Below are 19,862 nucleotides of genomic sequence, written 5' to 3'. Positions count from 1 at the left end.
AGGGCGTTCGGTGCGGTCGAACGGATGTTCGAACAGCTCGCCTGAAGTTCTACCACCGGGCTCCGACACGGACCAGCTCCGTTCGAACACGTGTTTGATCCGGGGCCCCGGTGGGCCTAGGTTGATCGCAGCGCCCCGCACCCCGCGGAGGCACGCCAGCAGACCGGCCCGCAGGGGCCGGCACGTTGAGGTAAGGAGCGGATCGTGGCCGGACGCAAGGGGTCGGTGCACCAGCTCCCGGACGGCCCGCAGGACGGGGCCGGCCTGACCGCGCGGCAGCGCCTGGTGCTGGAGACCATCACCGAGGCCGTGGAGCGCCGGGGCTACCCGCCGAGCATGCGCGAGATCGGCCAGGCGGTCGGCCTGACCAGCCCCAGCAGCGTCGCCCACCAGCTCACGACGCTGCAGCGCCTGGGCTTCCTGCGGCGCGACCCCAACCGCCCGCGCGCCATCGAGGTGGTGCTGCCCCCCGCCGACGTCACGCGCGTGGAGGCTTCCGACGGCGCCGAGGCGCCCGGCGACCTGCGCCCGGAGGCCACCTACGTGCCGCTCGTCGGGCGCATCGCCGCCGGTGGCCCGATCCTGGCCGAGCAGGTCGTGGAGGACGTCTTCCCCCTGCCCCGCCAGCTCGTCGGGGACGGCTCCCTCTTCCTGCTGAAGGTCGCCGGCGACTCGATGGTCGGCGCGGCGATCTGCGACGGGGACTGGGTGGTCGTCCGCCAGCAGCCGACCGCGGACAACGGCGACATCGTCGCCGCGATGCTCGACGGGGAGGCGACGGTGAAGACGTTCCGCCGCCGCGACGGCCACGTGTGGCTGCTGCCCCACAACGACCTGTACGAGCCGATCAACGGCGACGAGGCGACGATCCTCGGCCGCGTCACGGCGGTCCTGCGCAGCGTCTGAGCGACTGTTCCGCACGTCGGGCCGGGTAGGTCGTACCTACCCGGTGACCGCTGGACGCGAGGCGTTCACGTCAGACCTGAGCGATGCGGAGTGGGAGCCGCTGAGGTGAACGCCCAGAAGGACCCTGACGGCGCTCGCTGGATCGGCCCGCCCGTCATGCCTCGTTGAGCAGCGTGCTGTCCCAGTGGTCGGTCGACGCCGAGCAGGCCTCACGAGCATCGACCTGGCGCGTGACCTGCACGAGGAGGCGCAGATGAAGCCGGACTCACGGCTGCAATGCCGCTGGAAGCACCCGGCGCGACACGAACGCCCCCCGGCGTCGATGTGCGGCTGGAAGTCGAGCTGAGTCGCCGAGTTGGCCACCGCTGATCATCGGCGCCTCGGTCCGCTCCACCGGTCGCTCGGGTACGCCGTCAGGCTTCGGTGCAGTTCACGGTGGTGCGGTCGAATGCCAGGCGTTCCCGTGTTGCGTGGAAGTGGCGCGTACTCACGCACGTTCGCGATCCCGCGATGACGGTCCTGCTCATCCGGTAGTGCTCCACCTGCTCCTTCGAGCGCTGCCTCAGCCAGTGGTAGGTGTAGCTCAACTCCTCGGTCGCGTAGTGAAGAAGACCAGGATCCTGATACTCGTAGTACGTGATGCCTGCGCTGCGGTAGCTGATGTTGCCAGAAGGAGTCACGATCCGGTTGAGCTGACCCTCGGTGTGAAAGCAGATCGCGCCCACACCGTCGTCATCGTGCTCGCAGTACTCCGGCTCGGTGAAGTGGACGGTGGCGGCCTGGGCGGTGCCGGCACTGGCGGGCACGAGGGCGATCGCCAGGCCAGCACCCATCAGAACGGTGCGGATGCGCATGACTGCCTCCTCGAATGACCACCAGGAACTTCGTCCATCGGCGACGAGACATCCATCATGCTCTCCAGGAGCGGGGCAGCACCAGGGATGCCTGGTGGGTTCAGCCGGGGATGCGGTGCATCCCCGGCCACGAGGTGGTCACAGGTGCTCACCGATGAGGTGTGAGCGCTGACCGAGTCGCTCCCGCTGCCGGCGGCGACTCGCCACGGCGTCCGGTGGCCGGTGGCCCAGGCATCGGCAGGTGATCGAGGCGGTGGCCTGAAGCGCCACACAGGCTCGCCCACGGCGGGAGCCGGCTGAACGGTTCGGCCCTGGACTCTTCGCCTACGCCCGGCTGACGCGCTGGACGGTGGATGGAGCGTGGCGGCAGCAGCTCGAGCAGCGACCGCTCCACACGGCCGGCTCGGACGTTCGTCTCATGATTCCCAGCCCCGGCATCGTGGTGCCCTTGTCACCATCACTCGGAGCGGTCACCGAGCCCGCGCCGGCGGGCGCGGAATTCGCTTGACCCGAACCCCAGCGAAGAGGATGCTCGGGGCGTGGTGGAGACGCGTCCGTACCGGATGGACCGCCGCGCCCGCAGCGTCGAGGAGACCCGCCGGCGCATCCTCTCGGCGGCCCGGACCGCCTTCCTGGCCGAGCCCTACGACGGCGTCCGGCTCGCCGACGTCGCCGCGACGGCCGGGGTGAGCCAGCAGACCCTGCTCAACCACTTCACGTCCAAGGAGAACCTCTTCGTCGCCGTCCTCGGCGTGCTGGGCGCGGAGATCGAGGCGGCCCGCTCGCCGGTGCCGCCGGGGGACACCGACGCGGCCGTCGCCGAGCTCGTGCGCGAGTACGAGGAGTTCGGCGACGCCAACGTCCGCTTCGTCCTCGTGGCCGAGCGCATGCCCGCCGTCCTCGGGGACGCGCTCGCGGGGGCGCGTGCCGCCCACGCGCGGTGGCTGGAGGACGTCTTCGGCGGTGAGCTGCCGCAGGACCCGCTCCCGCGGCGCCGGGCGCTGGCCGCGCTCTACGCCGCCACCGACGTCGGAACGTGGAAACTGCTGCGCCGCGACCTCGGGCACTCCCGCACCGAGACGGCGGCCGCGGTGCGGCTGGCGGTCGGGGCCGTGCTCACCGCCGCGCGGCGACCCTGACGGCGGCCCACACCGGGGAGAACCTGCAACCCCGAGAACCTGCAACCCGGAGAACCCGCACCCGAGGAACTCGCACCTGAGGAACCTGAACCTGGGGAACCCGCCACCGGCGGACTCCCCTCACGGACCACCCGTGGAGGAGGAACCATGCGCTACCTGCTCGCGCTCTGGGAGGGCGGCGGGACCGTGCCCGCGGAGCTCGGCGTGGCACGTCGTCTGCTGGCCGCGGGTCACGCGGTCACCGTCCTGGGCGATCCGACGATGGAGCCGGACGTCGCCGCGGCGGGAGCCGCATTCCGTCCGTGGGTCGAGGCCCCGCACCGCGTGCACCCGGGCGTCGACGGGGACCTCTTCCGCGACTGGGAGTGCCGCACACCCCTCGGGCAGTTCGCCCGGCTGCGCGACCGGCTCGTCACCGGCCCGGCGGGCGCCTTCTCCCGGGACACCCGTCGCGTGGTGGCCGAGGTGTCGGCGGACGCCGTGGTCGTCAACTGCGCCCTGCTCGGGGCGGTGGTGGGCGCGGAGTCGCTGGGGGTTCCCGCGGCCTGCCTCATGCCGAACATCTACATGGCCCCCGCTCCGGGCCTGCCGCCGCTCGGCCCGGGCCTGCGCCCGGCCCGGGGGCCTCTCGGCCGGGCCCGCGACGGCGCGCTGAACGCGGCGGTGGGCCGGCTCTGGGCCCGCGGCACGGGCGACCTGAACGGTGCCCGCGCCGTCCTGGGCCTGCCGCCCGTGCGGTCCGTCTTCGAGCAGTGGGACCGCTGCGCGAGGGTGCTCGTGCTGACCTCGCGCGCCTTCGACTTCCCCGCAGAACTGCCCGCCAACGTGCGCTACGTCGGCCCGGTCCTGGACGACCCGGCGTGGGTCGAGCCGTTCGAGCCGCCGGCGGGCGGGGAGCCGTTCGTGGTGGTCGGGCTGTCCAGCAGCTACATGGACCAGGTGCCGCTGCTGCGGCGCGTCGTGGCCGCCCTGGACACCCTGCCCGTGCGCGCGCTCGTGACGACCGGGCCCGCGGTGCACCCGGCGGACGTCCCCGGGACGGCGCGCGTCACGGTCGTGCGCAGCGCACCGCACGCGCAGGTGTTCCCCCGGGCGGCGGTCGTCGTCACGCACGCGGGGCACGGGACCGTCGTGAAGGCCCTCGCCGCCGGCGTTCCCGTCCTGGGGCTGCCGATGGGCCGCGACCAGGCCGACAACGTCGCCCGGCTGGTGCACCACGGCGCCGGGCTGGGGCTGCGGCCGACCGCCTCCACCCCGGCCATCGCGGGCGCCGTCCGGCGCTTGCTGGCGGACCCGGGGTTCGGCTCGGCGGCGCGGGCCCTCGGCGCCAGGATCCGCGCCGATGCCGGGAACACACCGGTGGTGGCGGAACTCGAGGCGGTCGCGGGTTCCGGCAGCCGCTCCACCGTGGGCTGAGCCACCGCGGGGGACGCCGGAACGCCCCCCGCGGTGTTCCGGTCGCCTCAGCCGCTCCGGCGGACGTCCCCGTTGACACCGTTGGGGAAGAACCCGCCGCGGTCGACCTTGCCGGGGTTGAGGTAGACCACGTTCAGCACCTGCCCGGGGGTGCGGCTGAACGCGATGCCGTTCTCGTCGGTCGGGACGATGTTGGCGTCACGGCCCCAGTTCGTCGTGATGCCCTGGTCGAGGTCCGTGGACCCGTCCAGGGAGTCGCGCGCGTCGGAGATGGCGCGCACGGCCTTCTCGAGGTCACGGGCGTACAGCGAGGCCCGCACGGTGGCGGCGTGGTAGGCCTCGACGGCGAGGATGCCGGCGGCGGCCTCCAGGTAGGTCTTGTTGGTGATGAGGGGCGCCGCGCCCTTGTAGGCCGTGACGCCGACGTCCTCGAAGATGAACGCGGCGAGGAGGAAGTTGTTCTCGTTGGCGTACGGGTCGAACTGCTCGTTCGCCTTGACCAGACCGGCCGCACGCGCGGCGGCGGTGAAGCTCTGCTTCAGGTCGATCGCCGGGCGCGAGACCGCCGCCCCGCCCAGGGCGGTGCGCAGGAACTTGACGTGGGCGACCTCGTCGCGCGCGATCTCCTCCGCGTACTTGCGGATCGCGCGGGTCTTGAAGGGCACCTTGCGCCCACCGGTGACGCCACCGCGGGTTCCGGTGCCGTCGGTGAGGGAGCTGTTGAGCCCGTGGCCGAAGGCTGCGAAGGAGTAGAACTCCGCTTCGAGGTACTCGAGGTTGAGGGCGAAGTTGAGGACGGTGGCGTCGCTGATGCCGCCGTCGGCGGCAGCCGAGGCGCCCGCCGTGGCGGTTCCGGCGACCCCGGCGCCGAGGACGCCGAGACCCATGAGGCCCGCGCCGCGCAGGAAGTTGCGCCGGTCGGCGGGGGTCTCCGCACTCCGGTCGACCATGTCGACCACGAGGGATTTCCCGAACATGTGGCTACCTCGTTCTTCCGCAGGAATCCTGGGGTGACACCCCCGGAGCACGGGGGCGGCGCCGTCGCCGCCCCCGTGGTGTCCTCCGTTCGGAGCAGTTCGCGCCCCGGATGGGCGGATTCCCGGGAATCGGGAGAAGTCGGCAAACTTTCGGCGGAGCGTCAAGGAATCTCGACGGACAGCGACTGGATCGTGTCCGGGAGGCCCCGGTTCAGGACCGCCCGGACCCCGCGGCCACGGGCCGGGAGGCACCGCCGGCCTCCTCCGCGAGACGCTCCAGGGCGCGCCGGGCCACCTCACCGGACGTGGTGGGCCAGAACTCCGGCAGGCTCCGGCGCAGGAACTCCCCGTAGCGGGCCGTGGCCAGCCGGGCATCCAGCACCGCCACGACCCCGCGGTCACCGCTGCTGCGGACCAGCCGGCCCGCCCCCTGAGCCAGCCGCACCCCCGCGTGCGCGGCGGAGACCGACATGAACCCGTTGCCGCCCGCCGCCGAGACCGCCTCCGCGCGCGCCGACATCAGGGGGTCGTCGGGACGGGGGAAGGGGATGCGGTCGATGACGACGAGCTGGCACGACGGGCCGGGTACGTCCACGCCCTGCCACAGGGACAGGGTGCCGAACAGGGACACCGCCTCCTCCGCGGCGAAGCGCCGCACCAGGCGCGGCAGCCGGTCCTCGCCCTGGCACAGCACCGTCAGGCCCGTCCGCCGCCGCACCTCCTGCGCGGCCTGCTCCGCGGCGCGCCGGGAGGAGAACAGCCCGAGGGTCCGGCCCCCCGCGGCGGCCACCAGGTCGCTCAGCTCCGCCAGCGCCTGCTCCCCCGCGCCGTCGCGGCCCGGTGGGGGCAGGTGCCGTGCGACGTAGAGGATGCCCTGCCGCGCGTAGTCGAAGGGGCTGCCCACGTCCAGGCCGCTCCACGGGGTGGAGGCCCTGCCGTCGGAGCGGCGCAGCCCGAACTGGCCGGCCACCGCGTCGAACGAGCCGCCGACGGTGAGGGTGGCGGAGGTGCACACCACCGTGCGGTCGGCGAAGACCCGCTCGCGCAGCAAGCCGGCGACGGACAGCGGCGCCACGTGCAGCGCGGGGCCGCGCACCGGCGAGTCGGAGGCCCACACCACGTCGTGCTCGGCGTGCTCGGCGAGGCGCTCGGCGACGGCGAACACGTCGGAGACGGCGGCGCGGGCGAGCTGGCGGCCACCGCGCGCCTCGGCGGCCTCGTCCGGCCCGGCGGCGTCGGCCTGCTCCTTCAGCTCCGACAGGAGCGTGCGGGCGGTGTCGCGCACGGCGCCGACCGCGGCGGTGAGCACCTGCGGCCAGGAGGTGACGCGGCCCGGGGGGACCACCCCCAGCGCGTCGGCGAGGTCGTCGGCGGCCTCCTCCAGGGCGGCCGGGACGTGCCCGGCGCGGCGCACGCGGCGGGTCGCGGCGTGCACCGTGGCGCCCGAGAGCTCCTTGGAGCCCACGGCGGTGACCCGGTCGGCCAGCTCGTGGGCCTCGTCGAGCACCAGCAGGTCGTGCTCGGGCAGGGTGCCGCGGCCCTCGACGGCGTCGATGGCGGTGAGGGCGTGGTTGGTCAGGACGACGTCCACCTGCCGGGCGCGGGCGCGGGCGCGCTCGCTGAAGCACTCCGCCACGGCGGGGCAGCGCTGGCCGAGGCACTCGCGGGCGGTGACGGACACCTGCCGCCAGGCGCGGTCCCCCACCCCGGGATCGATCTCGTCGCGGTCGCCCGTGGCCGTGGTGAGCGCCCACTCGCGCAGGCGCACGACCTCGCGTCCGGTGCGCCCGGCGTCCGCCGCCGCGGACGGCGCGGCCTCCCCCGCCCCGAAGAGGACGTCGGCGGGCTCGTCGTCCGGCCCGAAGCCCCCGTCGAGCTTGTTGCGGCACAGGTAGTTCGCGCGGCCCTTGAGGAGCTGCCAGGTGATCTCCCGGTGCAGCGCGGGGGCCAGGGCCGCGGCCACCCGCGGCATGTCACGGGCGTCGAGCTGCGCCTGCAGGGCCAGGGTGGCGGTGCTGACGACGACGGCCTTGTCGGACGCCACGGCGTGCGCCACCGCGGGCACGAGGTAGGCCAGGGACTTGCCGGTGCCGGTGCCGGCCTGCACGAGCAGGTGCCGGCCGGTGCGCAGGGCCTCGGTGACCGCCCCGGCCATCCGCTGCTGCCCCTCGCGGGGCTGCCCCCCGACGGCGCGCACGGCCAGGTCCAGCAGCTCGGCGGTGCGCGCGTCGCCCCCGGTGCCCGGTGCGGGCGGGGTGCCCGGTGCGCTGCGTGGGGAGGGGGGCGTGGTGGCGCGGTCGGGCACCCGGGGAGTCTGCCGCACACCGCGGACATCTCCGTGCCGCGCACACCGGTGCGGACGTACGAGCGCCCCGCAGCCGGCAGGCCGCGGGGCGCTCGTGACGGGCAGGGTCAGGACGCCCGGTACCCCGAGAGGTCCCCCGCCAGGGCGGCGGGCACCCGCGCCTCGATCCGGGTGCCGGCGGCGGTGTGCTCCTCGCGGACCACCTCGCCGTAGCGGTGCACCCGGTTCACCAGGTCGCCCCGGTCGTACGGCAGGACCACGTCCACCGCGACGTCTGGGTGCGGCAGCTCCTCGGAGATGACCCGCCGCAGCTCCTCGATGCCCTCGCCCGTGCGGGCTGAGACCGCCACGGCCCGGCGCTCGCGGCGCACGAGGCGGCGCACCACCTCCGGGTCGGCCGCGTCCACCTTGTTGATGGCCACGATCTCGCGGACCGTCCCCGCGCCGACCTCGGCCATGACCTCCCGCACCGCGGCGAGCTGCCCCTCCGGGTCCGGGTGGGAACCGTCGACCACGTGCACGACGAGGTCCGCCCCGGAGACCTCCTCCAGGGTCGAGCGGAACGCCTCGACGAGCTGGTGCGGGAGCTGGCGCACGAAGCCCACCGTGTCGGCGAGCACGATCGGGCGGCCCTCCGGCGTCTCCGCCCGGCGGACCGTCGGGTCCAGCGTGGCGAACAGCGCGTTCTCCACCAGCACCCCGGCGCCCGTCAGGCGGTTCAGCAGCGAGGACTTGCCCGCGTTGGTGTACCCGGCGATCGCCACCGACGGCACCGCGCTGCGCTCGCGCGAGCCGCGCTTGGTGTCGCGCGCCGTCTTCATGTGCTTCAGGTCCCGGCGCAGCTTCGCCATCCGGGTGCGGATGCGGCGGCGGTCCAGCTCGATCTTCGTCTCACCGGGACCGCGCGAGCCGATCCCCGCACCGCCGGCGACACGGCCACCGGCCTGCCGGGACATCGACTCACCCCAGCCGCGCAGGCGCGGCAGGAGGTACTCCATCTGCGCCAGCTCGACCTGCGCCTTGCCCTCCTTGGACTTCGCGTGCTGGGCGAAGATGTCCAGGATCAGCGCCGTGCGGTCGACCACCTTGACCTTGACGATGTCCTCCAGGCCGCGGCGCTGGGAGGGGCTGAGCTCGCCGTCGCAGATGACGGTGTCGGCACCGGTGGCGGTGACGATCTCCGCCAGCTCCGCGGCCTTGCCCGCCCCCAGGAACGTCGCCGGGTCGGGGTTGGCGCGGCGCTGGATGACGCCCTCGACGACCTCGGAGCCGGCGGTGGAGGCCAGGGCCGCCAGCTCCTGCAGGGAGACCTCGGCCTCCTCGGCGGAGCCGGACGTGGACACGCCGACCAGGACCACCTTCTCCAGGCGGAGCTGGCGGTACTCGACCTCGGTGACGTCGGTGAGCTCGGTGGACAGCCCCGCCACACGCCGCATGGCGCGGCGGTCGGCCAGGTCCAGCTGGTCACCGTCGTAGTCGGTGCCGTCGTCGGTCACGTCGTCGGGGCCGTCGTGGTCGGTGCCGTCGGCGGACCGCCCGGAGGCACCCGCCGCACCGGCTCCCGCGCCCGCCGGCCCGTGCCCCGCCAGGATGCGTGCCAGGGCGCGGTCCACCTCGGCGTCCTGGGTCACCTCGCGCTCGTCGTGCACGGTGACGGTGGGCTGGGTGTTGTCGTTCATGGACCTCCTCGGTCTCACCTGCCGGCGCCCCTGCCGATCAGGGGTGGCGCGACCTCGCGCCCCGTACCCGCAGGCTTCCACTGCAACGGCCCCGGGGACGAGCGAATTCCACCGCACGGGCGTCTCCTAGGCTGCGCAGGCGCGCCCGGGAGAGCCCCGGGCACCGGGGAGGAGGCCGGCGCGGCATGCCCGGAGCGGACGAGCAGCACTACTTCACGGCCCGGCCGGCCAGCCCCGAGGAGCGGCGCCGGCTGACCGTGCACCTGGCCGGGCGGGACGTGGAGGTCGACACCGCCCGCGGCGTCTTCAGCGCCGAGCGCCTCGACCCGGGCACGGCGGTGCTGCTGCCCCACCTCGACGCCGCGGAGGCCGCCGGCGAGGGCCCCGGCGGCCCGGTGCTCGACCTCGGCTGCGGCTGGGGGCCGGTGGCCCTGAGCCTGGCCCTGCACCGCCCGGAGCGGCCCGTGTGGGCCGTCGACGTCAACGAGCGCGCCCTGGACCTGCTGCGCTCCAGCGCCGCGCGCCTCGGGCTGCCGGCCGTGCGCTGCGCCCTGCCCGACGAGGTGCCCGCCGGAGTGGAGTTCGCGGCGATCTGGTCCAACCCGCCGATCCGCATCGGCAAGGCGGAGCTGCACGCCCTGCTGCGCCGCTGGCTGCCGCGGCTGGCCCCCGGCGGCGCCGCGCACCTGGTCGTCCAGCGCAACCTCGGGGCGGACTCCCTGCACCGCTGGATCGCCGAGGGCGGCGTGCCGGGCGCGGAGGTGGAGCGGGAGGGCGGCGCGAAGGGCTTCCGGGTGCTGCGCGTCACGCGGCCGGCCACCGGCTGAGCCGTCCCACCCGCCCCCTACCGCCGGCAGCCCCGCGCGGCGCAGGGTGGGGCCGTGCACCCGGACGCAGCCCCCGCAGACGCCCCCGCAGCCCCCTCGGCAGGTCCACCGGCGCAACCCCCGGCCCGGCTCGCCGTGGCGGCCGCCCAGCAGGAGTTCGCCCCGGCCACCACGTACCTCGACACCGCCGCCGTGGGCCTGCCACCCGCCCGAGCGCTGGCGGCGCTGCGCGCGGCGCAGGACGACTGGGCCGCCGGGCGCCTCGACGCCCGGGGCCTCGACGCCCCCGTGGAGGGCTCCCGCGCCGCCTACGCCGCCCTCGTGGGCGTCCCGGTGGAGCAGGTCGCCGTGGGCTCGCAGGTCAGCGTGTTCGCCGGCGCCGTCGCCGCCTCGGTGCCCGACGGCGGTCTGGTCGTCGTGCCGGCCGGGGAGTTCACCAGCGTCGTCTTCCCCTTCCTCGCGCAGGCGCACCGCGGCGTGCGGGTGCGCGAGGTGCCCCTGGAGCTGGTGCCCGAGGCCGTGGCCGACGGCGCGGACCTCGTGGCGCTGTCCGCGGTGCAGTCCGCCGACGGGCGCCTCGCGGACCTCGACGCCGTCGAGGCCGCCGCGGCGGTCCGCTCGACGCCGGTGCTGCTGGACACGACGCAGGCCGCCGGGTGGCTGCCCGTGGACGCCGGCCGTTTCGCGTTCACCGTGGGCGGCGGCTACAAGTGGCTGCTCGCCGCGCGCGGCACGTGCTTCGCCACGGTGCGGCCGGACGTCCTGGGGCGCCTCGTGCCCACCGCGGCCGGCTGGTACGCCGGTCAGGACCGCTGGTCCAGCATCTACGGCGGTCCGCTGCGCCTGGCGGGGACGGCCCGGCGGCACGACGTCTCCCCCGCCTGGTTCTCCTGGGTGTCGCAGCAGCCCGCCCTGGAGCTGCTGCTGGAGGTGGGGGCGGAGTCGCTGCACCGCCACGCCGTGGCCCTGGCGGAGCGCTTCCGCGCCGCCGTGGGCCTGCCGACGGGCGACTCGGCGATCGTCAGCGTGCGGGTCCGCCCGGGCGGGCTGGAGGAGCTGCAGCGCGCCGGGGTGGTCGCGAGCACGCGCGCCGGCCGGCTCAGGCTGGCGTTCCACCTGCACAACACCCCGGCCGACGCCGACCTGGCCGCCACGTGCCTGCGGGGCCACGTGGAGGCCGCGTGCTGAGCCGCCTCAGGGAGCGGCGGGCACCGGCCCGGCCAGCCACGCGGCGTCGAGGACCCCCTCGGCGACGATCTCGGCGGGCCCGCCGAGCAGCACCGTCCCCTCGACGCCGCCGCCCCCGGTCTCGATCGTCACGACGAGGCGGCCGCCGGGCACGTCGACGCGCCACACGTCCGGCGCGCCCGGCCCCGCCCACAGCCGGGTCGCCAGCGCGGCCGCGCACGCGCCCGTGCCGCAGGACATCGTCTCCCCCGAGCCGCGCTCGTGGACGCGCATGGCGACCTCCCCCACGTCGGGGCGGGAGTCGCCGGTGACGTCGAGGGCGAACAGCGGCACGACCAGCTCCACGTTCGTGCCGTGCGGCGGGGCCGGGTCCACGGTGGGCGGGCGGGTCAGGTCCGCGGCGGCCAGCTCGTCGGTGCTCGCCAGCGCCACGACGGTGTGCGGGTTGCCGAGGTCGACGCTGAGCGCCGGGCGCACCACCCCGTCGAGGCCGGGGACCGCCACCAGGGCGTCACCCGCGGCGCGCGCGGCCCGCTGCCCACCCGGGAGGTGCCAGCGGCCCATGTGGGCGGTCCACGTGCCGTCCGCCTCGCGTCGCACCCGCTTCACCCCGCCGCGGGTGCCGATGCTCCACCAGCGCCCGTCGCCGGCCTCCGGCGGCACGAGGCCCTCGCGCAGCAGGTACTCGGCGTAGACGCGGATCCCGTTGCCGCACATCTCCGACAGGGAGCCGTCGGAGTTGCGGTAGTCCATGAACCACTCCGCCTGCGCTGCGGTGGCCGCCCCGGCCTCCAGCGCGCCGGCGCGAACCGCGCGGATGAGACCGTCCGCGCCGATCCCCGTGCGGCGCGCGCAGATCGCGGCGACCTCGGCGGGTGTGGGGTCCCAGGCGCCGTCCGGGTCGGGGACCAGCACGAAGTCGTTGGCGGTGCCGTGGCCCTTGGCGAAACGACCTCGCGGGGAGACGTCGGCGGGGACGGCGCCGCGGCGCGCGGGGGTGCTCACCGGGCGAGGGTACGCCGCGGCGGCGGTGCGCCCCTCGCCCGCCCATCTCCGGGTTCGGGCGGGTGGGCAGCCACCTCTCCCCGCCGAAACCCGGAGATGGGCGGGGAGGCACCCCCCTCCTCCCGCCCGAACCCGGAGATGGGCGGGCAGGCACCCACCCGGGCGCGCCGGAACCCGGAGAGGGGCGGGAGGGCGTCGTGCCGCGGCCCTCAGCCGGTGGCGGCCAGGACCTGCCACACCTCGTCGGCCAGCTCGTCCGCGCCGCGGCCGTCAGGGGCCTCGACCCAGCGCACGCGGGGGTCGCGGCGGAACCAGGACTCCTGCCGGCGCGCGAACTTCCGGGTGGCGCGCGCGGTGGCCTCCAGCGCCTCCTCCAGCGTGCAGCGACCGTCCAGGGCATCGAGGACCTGCGCGTACCCCAGGGCCCGGGAGGCGGTGCGCCCCGCCCGCAGCCCTCCCGCCGCCAGCGCCTCGACCTCCGCGACGAGCCCGGCATCGGCCATGCGCCGCACCCGGGCGTCGATGCGGGCGTCGAGCTGGTCGCGGGGCACCGCGAGGGCGACCTGGACGGTGGGCCGCACGTACACCTGCCGCGGCAGGGAGGCGGTGAACGGCCTGCCGGTCAGCTCCACGACCTCCAGCGCCCGCACGATGCGCCGGGCGTTGGAGGGCAGGATGCGCGCGGCGGCCTCGGGGTCGCGGCGGGCCAGCTCGGCGTGCAGGGCGGGGGCGCCGGCCTCGGCGAGCCGGTCCTCCCAGCGGAGGCGCAGGGCGGGGTCGGTACCGGGGAAGTCCATCTCGTCGAGGACCGCGCGCACGTACAGCCCGGAGCCGCCGACCAGCAGCGGCACGGCGCCGCGCGCGGCGATCGCGTCGAGGGTGGCGCGCGCCTGCTCCTGGTAGGTCGCGACGTCGGCGGTCTCGGTGACGTCGAGCACGTCGAGGAGGTGGTGGGGCACGCCGCGGCGCTCGGCGGGGGTCAGCTTGGCGGTGCCCACGTCCATGCCGCGGTAGAGCTGCATCGCGTCGGCGTTGACGACCTCGGCGGCCCGGCCGGCGGCGGCGAGGCGCGCGGCGAGGGCGACCGCCACGTCGGACTTGCCCGCGGCCGTGGGGCCGGTGACGGCGACGACCGCGCCGAGGCGGGCCGCCACCGCCGCGTCGCCGGGACCTGCGCCGGTGCCGGTGCCGGTACCGGGGGCGCCGCCGGGGCCGGGGTGCGGCGCGGAACGGTTCGGGGAGGTCGCGGAGTGGCCCACGGGCGCATGGTGGCAGAGACTCTGAGGCGGTCGGCGCGGACCGCAGCGCGCGGCCGGCCCGCCCGCCCGGCGGGTCACGACGACGCAGGAGGCCCAGATGCCAGTCCTCGACGCACCAGCGGGACACCTCGCGAGCGACACGGTCCCGACGCCCGGGGTGCCGGACTTCCCCACCCCGCCGTCCCCGACGCCGCACCCGGGCCAGCCCGGTGAGCCGCTGCCGGAGCCGGGGCCCGCACCGCTCCCCGACCCCGGGTCCCTGCCGGACCCGGCGCCGGACCCGAGCCCGCTGTCGGACCCGGTGCCCGGGCCGGGACCGCTGCCCGGACCCGCCATCCCCTGACCCGCACCGGAGCCGTACCGGGCGCGGGGGGGGGGGGGGGGGGGGGGGGGGGGGGGGGGGGGGGGGGGGGGGGGGGGGGGGGGGGGGGGGGGGGGGGGGGGGGGGGGGCGGGGGGGGGGGGGGGGGGGGGGGGGGGGGGNCCCCCCCCCCCCCCCCCCCCCCCCCCCCCCACGTCCGGATGGGCTGCCGGGGCTCAGCGCCGCAGGCCGGGCAGGCCGAGGGAGACGGGGCGCGGCCCGGCGGGGGCGGGCTCGGCGGGGCGCTCCTGGCGGGCCTGCCACGCGTCGCCGGCGCGGGTGCGGCGCACCGCGAAGAGCGAGGTGTCGTCGGCCTCGAGGTGGTGCGGGGCCCCGCGGGTGACGGTCACGGTGGCCACGTCGCCCGGGCGCGGGGCCTGCGCCCCGGCGGGCACGGCGAAGTGCACGAGCCGGTTGTCCGGCGCGCGGCCGGACAGGCGGCGGGTGGCGCTGTCCTTGCGCCCCTCCCCCTCGGCGACGAGGACGTCGAGGGTGCGCCCGACCTGCGCGCGGTTCTCCGACCAGGAGATCTCCTCCTGCAGCGCCACGAGCCGCTCGTAGCGCTCCTGCACGACGGCCTTGGGCACCTGCTGCTCCATCGTCGCGGCGGGCGTGCCGGGGCGCGGGGAGTACTGGAAGGTGAAGGCCCCCGAGAAGCGGGAGGCCGCGACCACGTCGAGGGTGGCCTGGAAGTCCTCCTCCGTCTCCCCGGGGAAGCCGACGATGATGTCGGTGGTGATCGCGGCGTCGGGGATGGAGGCGCGGACCCGGTCGATGATGCCGAGGAAGCGCTCGCTGCGGTAGGAGCGGCGCATGGCGCGCAGCACCCGGTCGGAGCCGGACTGCAGCGGCATGTGCAGGCTCGGCATGACGTTGGGGGTCTCGGCCATCGCGTCCACGACGTCCTCGGTGAAGGACGAGGGGTGCGGGCTGGTGAAGCGGACCCGCTCCAGTCCCTCGATGCCGCCGCAGGCGCGCAGCAGCTTGCCGAAGGCGAGGCGGTCGCCGAACTCCACGCCGTAGGTGTTGACGTTCTGCCCGAGCAGGGTGACCTCGAGGACGCCCTCGGAGACCAGCGCCCCGACCTCGGCGAGCACGTCGCCGGGGCGGCGGTCCTTCTCGGTGCCGCGCAGGCTGGGCACGATGCAGAACGTGCAGGTGTTGTTGCAGCCGACGCTGATGCTCACCCACGCCGCGTAGGGCGAGTCGCGGCGGGTGGGGAGGGTGGAGGGGAAGACCTCCAGCGACTCCAGGATCTCGACCTGGGCCTCCTCGTTGTGCCGGGCGCGCTCCAGCAGCGCCGGCAGGGAGCCCACGTTGTGGGTGCCGAAGACGACGTCGACCCAGGGGGCGCGGCGCACGATCTCGCCGCGGTCCTTCTGCGCCAGGCACCCGCCGACGGCGATCTGCATGCCGGGCCGGCGGGCCTTGACGGGTGCGAGGTGCCCGAGGTTGCCGTAGAGCTTGTTGTCCGCGTTCTCCCGGACGGCGCAGGTGTTGAAGACCACGACGTCGGCCTCGCCGCCGGTGCCGGCCTCGGCCAGGCGCACGTAGCCGGCGGCCTCCAGCAGGCCGGAGAGGCGCTCGGAGTCGTGGACGTTCATCTGGCACCCGAAGGTGCGCACCTCGTAGGTGCGCAGGGGGGCGTCCTGCCGGTCGGCGGCGGGCTCGGGCTGCGGGAGGGTGCTCGTGCTCATGAGGTCTCCAGGGTAGGTCACCGCACCGCCGCGGGGGCCGTTCGTCGCCCGCACGTCACGCGCGGGTCACGATGTGACCAGGCCGGGCCCCGCCTCCTGAGCACCCTGCACCCCGCGCTGTACGGTCAGGCGGCATGACGGGCAGCGAGAGCGCCGGGGCCGCCACGAGCCGCCGGCCGCTGGTGCAGTTGCGGGGCGTCGACAAGCACTTCGGGGCGCTGCACGTGCTCCGCTCGGTGGACCTGACGGTCGCCGAGGGGGAGGTCGTCGTCGTCATCGGGCCCTCGGGCTCGGGCAAGTCGACGCTGTGCCGCACGATCAACCGGCTGGAGACCGTCGACGGCGGGCAGATCACCCTGGACGGCAGGGCCCTGCCCGCGGAGGGCAAGGACCTGGCCCGCCTGCGGGCGGACGTGGGGATGGTGTTCCAGTCCTTCAACCTCTTCGCGCACAAGACGGTGCTGGAGAACGTCACGCTCGGGCCGGTCAAGGTGCGCGGCCGGTCCGCCGCCGAGGCGCGCGCCACGGCGGAGAGGCTGCTGGAGCGGGTGGGGGTGGCCAACCAGGCCGCGAAGTACCCGGCGCAGCTCTCCGGCGGCCAGCAGCAGCGCGTGGCCATCGCCCGGGCCCTGGCGATGGAGCCGAAGGTGATGCTGTTCGACGAGCCCACCTCCGCGCTCGACCCCGAGATGATCAACGAGGTGCTGGACGTCATGACGACGCTGGCGCGCGAGGGCATGACCATGATCGTCGTGACGCACGAGATGGGCTTCGCCCGCCGCGCCGCCGACCGCGTCGTCTTCATGGCGGACGGGCAGATCCTCGAGGACGCCCCGCCCGAGCAGTTCTTCACCGCGCCCCGCTCCGAGCGGGCCAAGGACTTCCTGTCCAAGATCCTCACCCACTGACCCGGCGCACCCGGGCCGCACCACCGAGCACCAGCCGGCACCCACGAACGGGAGTTCCACCGATGCGCACCCGACTCCTCCCCACCCTCGCCGCAGCCGCCCTCAGCACGCTCGCCCTCGGCGCGTGCGGCCAGGAGGGTGCCCCCACCCCCGGCGCCGCCCCCGGCGAGACCAAGGCCGCCGCCCCCACCTACGCGGTCGCCGAGGGCGTCGCCCTGAGCGGCAGCCCGACGTTCGACAAGGCGAAGTCCCGCGGCAAGCTGGTCGTCGGCATCAAGTACGACCAGCCGGGCATCGGCCTGAAGAACGCCGCCACCGGCGGGTTCGAGGGCTTCGACGTGGAGATCGCCAAGAAGGTCGCCGCGGACCTCGGCTTCGCCGCGGACGCCATCGAGTTCAAGGAGTCGGTGTCGGCCAACCGCGAGCCGTTCCTGCAGAACGGGCAGGTCGACATGGTGGTGGCGACCTACACCATCAACGACAAGCGCAAGCAGGTCGTGGACTTCGCCGGCCCCTACTACGTCGCCGGGCAGGACCTGCTGGTCCGCAAGGACGAGACGGCCATCACCGGCCCGGACACCCTCGCGGGCAAGAAGGTCTGCTCCGTGGACGGCTCCACCCCCGCCGGGCGCATCCAGGAGAAGTACCCCGACGCGCAGCTCGTCACGTTCGACACCTACTCCAAGTGCGTCGAGCAGCTCACGAGCAAGCAGGTCGACGCGGTCACCACCGACGACGCGATCCTGCGCGGTTTCGCCGCCCAGCAGCCGGACGCCCTGAAGGTCCTGGGCACGCCGTTCAGCGAGGAGCCCTACGGCATCGGGCTGCCCAAGGACGACAAGGTCCTGCGGGACGCCGTGAACGACTCCCTGGAGGAGTCCGTCGAGGACGGCACCTGGAAGAAGATCTTCGACGCGACCCTCGGTGGGGTCGGCGCCGCTCCCGAGCCCCCCTCCGTCGACCGCTACTGAGCACCGTGCGCCCGCGTCCCGGGCGGTGCCGCCACCACGGCGGGCGCCGCCCGGGCGCGGGCGCGAGAACACCGGGAGGGACCGGATGCAGGTCATCGTCGACAACCTCGACGTCTTCGGCCGCGCCCTGTGGGGCACGCTGCTGCTGACGTTCTGGGCGGCCCTGGGGTCGCTCGTCCTGGGCACGGTGCTGGCGGTGCTGCGGGTCGCGCCGAGCGCGGCGATGCGGGCCTTCGGCACGGCCTACGTGAACGTCGTGCGCAACACCCCGCTGACACTGGTGATGTTCTTCACCGTGTTCGGGTTCCCCGCGCTGCAGATCTCCTTCGGGGAGCGGGCGAGCACGAACCTGCGCATCTACGCCCTCGTCGCGCTCATCGCCTACACCTCCTGCTTCGTGTGCGAGGCGATCCGCTCGGGCATCAACACGGTGCCGGTGGGGCAGGCGGAGGCGGCCCGGGCGATCGGCCTGCCGTTCGCGCAGGTGCTGACGCTGGTGGTGCTGCCGCAGGCGTTCCGCGCGGTGGTCCCGCCGCTGGGCAACGTGCTCATCGCGCTGGTGAAGAACTCCTCGGTGGCCTCGGCCTTCAGCAACTACGAGCTCGTCTCGGGGATGCGCGGCCTCATCGAGGACAACGGCAACGCCACCATCGCGATCCTCATCGCCACGACCCTGGCGTACGTGGGGGTCGTGGCGGTCCTGGCGCTGGGCCTGCGGGCGCTGGAGCGGAAGCTGGCGGTGACGGCATGAGCTCGGTCCTGTACGACGCCCCGGGCCCGAGGGCGCTGGCCCGCAACCGCCTCTACACCCTGCTGGGGGTGCTGCTGTGCGCGGGCGCCGTCGGGCTCGTCGTGTGGCGGCTGCAGGTGACGGGGCAGCTCACGGCGGCGAAGTGGAACCCGTTCCAGTTCGCGGTGATCCAGCAGGCGGTCCTGCGCGGCTGGATCTCCACGGTGCAGGCGGCGGCGGTGGCGACGGTGCTGGCCCTGGTGCTGGGCACCCTGCTGGCGGCGGCGCGGCTGTCGACGCGGCGGGCGCTGAGCCGGCCGGTGACGTGGGCGGTGGAGTTCCTGCGCGGCCCGCCGGTGCTGCTGATGATGTTCTGGTTCCTCTACGCCTCCGGCGGCACCATCCCGGTGTTCTGGTGCGTGGTGCTGGGCCTGACGCTGTACAACGCGGCGATCATCTCGGAGATCCTGCGCGCCGGGGTGCTGTCCCTGCCGAAGGGCCAGCGGGAGGCCGGCCTGGCGGTGGGCCTGACGCCGTCGCAGGTGACGCGCCTGATCCTGATGCCGCAGGCGGTGCGGGCGATGCTGCCGGCGCTGGTGGCGCAGGTCGTGGTGATCCTCAAGGACACGGCGCTGGGGTTCATCGTCGGCTACGAGGAGCTGCTGCGGGTGGGCGGTCAGCTGGGCAGCCAGTTCTTCAACCTGGTGCCCACGTTCCTGGTCATCGCCGTGGTGTACGTGGGGACGAACTCCGTGGTGGCGCTGCTGGCGAAGGTGCTGGAGCGGCGGATGTCCCAGACGGGCAAGGTGACCCGGACGACGGCGAAGGTCCCCGAGCAGGTCGGCGGCGTCGGGGGCGGCGTGGCCTGAGCGCCTGCGTGTGGACGGCTGAGGGCGTCGGGACCGCGGNTGTACGTGGGGACGAACTCCGTGGTGGCGCTGCTGGCGAAGGTGCTGGAGCGGCGGATGTCCCAGACGGGCAAGGTGACCCGGACGACGGCGAAGGTCCCCGAGCAGGTCGGCGGCGTCGGGGGCGGCGTGGCCTGAGCGCCTGCGTGTGGACGGCTGAGGGCGTCGGGACCGCGGTCCCGGCGCCCTCAGCCGTCGGTGAGGTCAGCGCTGCCGGGCCCGACGTCGTGCGGCGCGTCGTCGTTGAACGTCCCGGGCTCGTCCTCGACGGGGGCGTCCTCCGCGTCGAGGGCGTCGCGCACGACGCGGTAGGCGACCCCGGCGCCGTAGCCCTTGCGGGCGAGCATCCCGGCGAGGCGCTGGGCGCGCTTGACCGGGTCCACGCCGCGGGTGGTGCGCAGCTTGCGGGCGACGAGCTCGCGGGCGGCGGTCTCCTCGTCCTCGGAGGTGACTCCCGCCAGCGCCTCGCGGGCGGTGTCGTCGTCGACGCCCTTGCGACGCAGGTCCTGCGCGAGGGCCCGGCGGGCCAGGCCGCGGGTCTGCTGGCGGGAGCGCACGAGCATCTCGGCGTAGGCGGCGTCGTCGACGAGGCCGACCTCCTCGAACCGGTCGAGGACGCGCGCGGCGACGTCGTCGGGGACGTCGCGGGTGGCGAGCTTCTCCGCGAGCTGGGCGCGGCTGCGTGGCGCCATGGTGAGCTGGCGCAGCACGATGGCGCGGGCCACCGCCACGG

Annotated in this window: 18 protein-coding genes; 10 read left to right on the top strand and 8 right to left on the bottom strand. The window is 75.2% G+C overall.

What is annotated here, in order from left to right; all coding sequences use genetic code 11:
- Window positions 1–204: 204 nt before the first annotated feature.
- On the top strand, window positions 205–906 hold the full coding sequence (lexA, locus tag ACYQBY_RS06925; RefSeq protein ID WP_459643080.1) for a transcriptional repressor LexA: 702 nt from the start codon (window positions 205–207) through the stop codon (window positions 904–906).
- A gap of 413 nt (window positions 907–1,319) precedes the next feature.
- Here lexA and ACYQBY_RS06920 read toward each other — a convergent pair whose 3' ends face one another.
- Window positions 1,320–1,760: a hypothetical protein gene (locus tag ACYQBY_RS06920; RefSeq protein WP_459643079.1), complete on the bottom strand. Its 441-nt coding sequence runs from the start codon at window positions 1,758–1,760 to the stop codon at window positions 1,320–1,322.
- A 539-nt stretch (window positions 1,761–2,299) separates the two neighbouring features.
- On the opposite strand from ACYQBY_RS06920, the gene ACYQBY_RS06915 reads away from it, so the two are divergent.
- A complete protein-coding gene (locus ACYQBY_RS06915) occupies window positions 2,300–2,899 on the top strand; it encodes a TetR/AcrR family transcriptional regulator (protein WP_459643078.1) in 600 nt (199 codons plus the stop codon).
- Window positions 2,900–3,046: 147 nt separating this feature from the next.
- On the top strand, window positions 3,047–4,315 hold the full coding sequence (locus ACYQBY_RS06910) for a nucleotide disphospho-sugar-binding domain-containing protein (RefSeq protein WP_459643077.1): 1,269 nt from the start codon (window positions 3,047–3,049) through the stop codon (window positions 4,313–4,315).
- Window positions 4,316–4,362: 47 nt separating this feature from the next.
- Here ACYQBY_RS06910 and ACYQBY_RS06905 read toward each other — a convergent pair whose 3' ends face one another.
- From ACYQBY_RS06905 to hflX, 3 genes are all read right to left on the bottom strand, one after another.
- Complete coding sequence (locus tag ACYQBY_RS06905) at window positions 4,363–5,292, bottom strand: ferritin-like domain-containing protein (RefSeq protein ID WP_459643076.1); 930 nt, start codon at window positions 5,290–5,292, stop codon at window positions 4,363–4,365.
- Window positions 5,293–5,503: 211 nt separating this feature from the next.
- A complete protein-coding gene (locus tag ACYQBY_RS06900) occupies window positions 5,504–7,597 on the bottom strand; it encodes an ATP-dependent DNA helicase (protein WP_459643075.1) in 2,094 nt (697 codons plus the stop codon).
- A 107-nt stretch (window positions 7,598–7,704) separates the two neighbouring features.
- Window positions 7,705–9,276, bottom strand: coding sequence for a GTPase HflX (gene hflX, locus ACYQBY_RS06895; RefSeq protein WP_459643074.1), 1,572 nt, complete (start codon window positions 9,274–9,276; stop codon window positions 7,705–7,707).
- A 185-nt stretch (window positions 9,277–9,461) separates the two neighbouring features.
- Between hflX and ACYQBY_RS06890 the strand changes: the two genes are divergently transcribed.
- Both ACYQBY_RS06890 and ACYQBY_RS06885 read left to right on the top strand, forming a co-directional pair.
- A complete protein-coding gene (locus tag ACYQBY_RS06890; protein ID WP_459643073.1) occupies window positions 9,462–10,103 on the top strand; it encodes a class I SAM-dependent methyltransferase in 642 nt (213 codons plus the stop codon).
- A gap of 54 nt (window positions 10,104–10,157) precedes the next feature.
- Window positions 10,158–11,291 carry an aminotransferase class V-fold PLP-dependent enzyme gene (locus ACYQBY_RS06885; protein WP_459643072.1) on the top strand — a complete coding sequence of 378 codons (1,134 nt, stop codon included), beginning with the start codon at window positions 10,158–10,160 and terminating at the stop codon, window positions 11,289–11,291.
- Between the two features lie 6 nt (window positions 11,292–11,297).
- Here the strand turns inward: ACYQBY_RS06885 and dapF are convergent, their stop codons facing one another.
- The 3 genes from dapF to miaB all read right to left on the bottom strand — a co-directional run bounded on the left by dapF (window position 11,298) and on the right by miaB (window position 15,612).
- A complete protein-coding gene (dapF, locus tag ACYQBY_RS06880) occupies window positions 11,298–12,296 on the bottom strand; it encodes a diaminopimelate epimerase (RefSeq protein WP_459643071.1) in 999 nt (332 codons plus the stop codon).
- Between the two features lie 209 nt (window positions 12,297–12,505).
- Window positions 12,506–13,450 (bottom strand): tRNA (adenosine(37)-N6)-dimethylallyltransferase MiaA, encoded by a 945-nt coding sequence (gene miaA / locus ACYQBY_RS06875; protein WP_459643135.1) that lies wholly within the window; start codon window positions 13,448–13,450, stop codon window positions 12,506–12,508.
- A gap of 641 nt (window positions 13,451–14,091) precedes the next feature.
- A complete protein-coding gene (miaB, locus tag ACYQBY_RS06870) occupies window positions 14,092–15,612 on the bottom strand; it encodes a tRNA (N6-isopentenyl adenosine(37)-C2)-methylthiotransferase MiaB (RefSeq protein WP_459643070.1) in 1,521 nt (506 codons plus the stop codon).
- A 134-nt stretch (window positions 15,613–15,746) separates the two neighbouring features.
- Between miaB and ACYQBY_RS06865 the strand changes: the two genes are divergently transcribed.
- The 5 genes from ACYQBY_RS06865 (at window position 15,747) to ACYQBY_RS06845 (ending at window position 19,267) form a co-directional block, all read left to right on the top strand.
- Window positions 15,747–16,520, top strand: coding sequence for an amino acid ABC transporter ATP-binding protein (locus tag ACYQBY_RS06865; protein WP_459643069.1), 774 nt, complete (start codon window positions 15,747–15,749; stop codon window positions 16,518–16,520).
- Between the two features lie 62 nt (window positions 16,521–16,582).
- The gene (locus ACYQBY_RS06860; protein WP_459643068.1) at window positions 16,583–17,491 is read left to right on the top strand and encodes a glutamate ABC transporter substrate-binding protein; all 909 of its coding nucleotides are present in this window, start codon (window positions 16,583–16,585) and stop codon (window positions 17,489–17,491) included.
- Window positions 17,492–17,576: 85 nt separating this feature from the next.
- The gene (locus ACYQBY_RS06855; RefSeq protein ID WP_459643067.1) at window positions 17,577–18,242 is read left to right on the top strand and encodes an amino acid ABC transporter permease; all 666 of its coding nucleotides are present in this window, start codon (window positions 17,577–17,579) and stop codon (window positions 18,240–18,242) included.
- Window positions 18,239–19,090, top strand: coding sequence for an amino acid ABC transporter permease (locus ACYQBY_RS06850; RefSeq protein WP_459643066.1), 852 nt, complete (start codon window positions 18,239–18,241; stop codon window positions 19,088–19,090). Before ACYQBY_RS06855 ends, ACYQBY_RS06850 begins: the two co-directional genes overlap by 4 nt.
- A gap of 45 nt (window positions 19,091–19,135) precedes the next feature.
- Window positions 19,136–19,267 carry a hypothetical protein gene (locus ACYQBY_RS06845; protein ID WP_459643065.1) on the top strand — a complete coding sequence of 44 codons (132 nt, stop codon included), beginning with the start codon at window positions 19,136–19,138 and terminating at the stop codon, window positions 19,265–19,267.
- A 50-nt stretch (window positions 19,268–19,317) separates the two neighbouring features.
- Here ACYQBY_RS06845 and ACYQBY_RS06840 read toward each other — a convergent pair whose 3' ends face one another.
- Complete coding sequence (locus ACYQBY_RS06840; RefSeq protein ID WP_459643064.1) at window positions 19,318–19,854, bottom strand: regulatory protein RecX; 537 nt, start codon at window positions 19,852–19,854, stop codon at window positions 19,318–19,320.
- Window positions 19,855–19,862: the final 8 nt, after the last annotated feature.

The organism is Kineococcus anabasis (assembly GCF_054590795.1).
This window is presented reverse-complemented; position numbering and strand designations above follow the sequence as displayed.